The sequence below is a fragment of the Paraburkholderia sp. Ac-20336 genome (assembly GCF_017105025.1).
Lineage (GTDB): Bacteria > Pseudomonadota > Gammaproteobacteria > Burkholderiales > Burkholderiaceae > Paraburkholderia.
The window spans coordinates 1-2342 of sequence record NZ_JAAGPS010000271.1; the positions used below are offsets into that span (position 1 = coordinate 1).

Consider the following 2342-nt stretch of genomic DNA (forward strand, 5'->3'; position numbering starts at 1 on the left):
AGTAACGGCCACGGCCACGTCGGCTGCTCCCACCGCAGCCGCCATCGCTACGCCGGCGGCCTCGCCCGCAAGCGCGCCGGTCCCGCCTGGCCCGGTCAACGGCACCGGGAGCACCACCGGCACCGCTGGCATCACCACGCTGGGCGAATCCGGCCGCATGCTTCGCGTGCGCGCCGACAACCTCGACCGCCTGCTGTCGCTATCGGGCGAATCGCTGGTCGAGTCGCGCTGGCTCAAGCCGTTCGCGCAATCGATGCTGCGCGCCAAACGCGTGCAGCGCGACAGCGCCCGCGCGCTCGATCAGCTGCACGCCACGCTCGCGGATTTGCCGCTCGATCCGGCCGCGCTGAGCACGCTCGAAGAACTGCGGCGCCTGACCGCCGAAGCGCAGCAACTGCTCGGCGAACGTCTCGCCGAGCTGGAAAGTTTCGACCGCCGCTCGACGCATCTGTCGCAGCAGCTTTACGACGCCGCGCTGCAATGCCGCATGCGCCCGTTCGGCGACGGCACCGGCGGACTCGCGCGCATGGTGCGCGACGTCGCGCGTTCGCTCGGCAAGAAAGTGCGCTGGCAACTGATCGGCGGATCGACCCAGGTGGACCGCGACATTCTCGACCTGCTCGAAGCGCCGCTCGGCCACATGCTGCGCAACGCGCTCGATCACGGCATCGAGGCCCCCGCCGTGCGGCTCGCGCGCGGCAAGCCCGAGGAAGGCTCGCTCACGCTGGAAGCGCGCCACAGCGCCGGCGCGTTGCAGATCACCGTCTCCGACGACGGCGCCGGCATCGATCTCGATGCCCTGCGCGCGTCGATCGCGCGCAAGAAACTCGCCAGCGAGGAAACCGCCGCGCGGCTCTCGGAAGCCGAGCTGCTCGACTTCCTGTTCCTGCCCGGCTTCTCGCTCCGCGACCAGGTGACCGACGTGTCGGGCCGCGGCGTCGGACTCGACGCGGTGCACGACGTCGTCAAGCGCGTGCGCGGCACCGTGCGCATCAGCCAGGAGCCCGGTGTCGGCACGCGCGTGCAGATGCAGTTGCCGCTCACGCTCTCGGTGATCCGCAGCCTGCTCGTCGAAGTCGCGGGCGAACCGTACGCAGTGCCGCTCGCGCACGTGAACCGCACGCTGCACGCGAGCCGCGCGGACATCGAACTGCTCGAAGGCCATCAGCACATCGCGTTCGGCGGGCAGCGCATCGGCGTCGTCACCGCGCACCAGATTCTCGAGACCGCGCCGCCTGTCAACGAAAGCGGCACGGTCTGCATGGTCGTGATCGGCGACGGGCCGCAGACCTACGGCGTGGTGGTCGACCGTTTTCTCGGCGAACGCATGCTGGTCGTGCAGCCGCTCGACGCGCGGCTCGGCAAGATCCGCAACATCACGGCCGGCGCGTTGATGGAAAACGGCGACCCGGTGCTGATCGCCGACGTCGACGACTGGCTGCGCTCGGTCGAGCGGCTCGTGACGGGCGGCACGCTGAGCCATGCCCAGCACGGCGGCGTCGAAACCGCGCGGCGCGCGACACGGCGCGTGCTCGTGGTCGACGATTCGCTGACCGTGCGCGAACTCGAACGCAAGCTGCTCGCGACGCGCGGCTACGACGTGACGATCGCCGTCGACGGCATGGACGGCTGGAACGCGGTGCGCAGCGAGCGCTTCGATCTCGTCATCACCGACATCGACATGCCACGCATGGACGGTATCGAACTCGTCACGCTCATCAAGCGCGACCCGCAGCTGCAGGCGCTGCCGGTCATGATCGTGTCGTACAAGGACCGCGAGGAGGACCGCCGCGCCGGTCTCGATGCGGGTGCGGACTATTATCTGGCCAAGGGCAGCTTCCATGACGAAGCGCTGCTCGACGCCGTGCGCGATCTGATTGGCGAAGCCTACGGATAAGACAGATGAAGATCGGAATCGTCAACGACATGCCGCTCGCCGTCGAGGCACTGCGGCGCGCACTCGCGGCGCGCGAGGACTACGAAGTCCTGTGGGTCGCGCAGGACGGCCAGCAGGCCGTCGATTTCTGCGTCACGCAGCGGCCCGATATCGTGCTGATGGATCTCGTGATGCCCAACGTCGACGGCATCGAGGCGACGCGCCGCATCATGGCGCGCGCGCCGTGCGCGATCCTGATCGTCACCGTCGACGTCGGCGCGAACGCCTGGCGCGTCTACGAAGCGATGGGCGCGGGCGCGCTCGACGCGGTCGATACGCCCTCGCTCTCGGGCCCCGACGCGCACAAGAGCATCGCCATGCTGATCGCCAAGGTCGACAGCGTGGCCGCGCTCGTGAAGGAGCGCCACGCGCCGCGCGCGGCCGCGCCAGCGGATGGCGCGAGTGC

General features: G+C 69.6%; 2 protein-coding genes. Both read left to right on the forward strand.

The window, feature by feature from the left end; all coding sequences use genetic code 11:
* Positions 1-1897 (forward strand): response regulator (locus tag GXB81_RS30900; protein WP_205991200.1); only part of this gene is annotated, 1897 nt, incomplete at its 5' end.
* Between the two features lie 5 nt (positions 1898-1902).
* A partial coding sequence (locus tag GXB81_RS30905) for a response regulator (protein ID WP_241016603.1) occupies positions 1903-2342 on the forward strand: 440 nt, incomplete at its 3' end.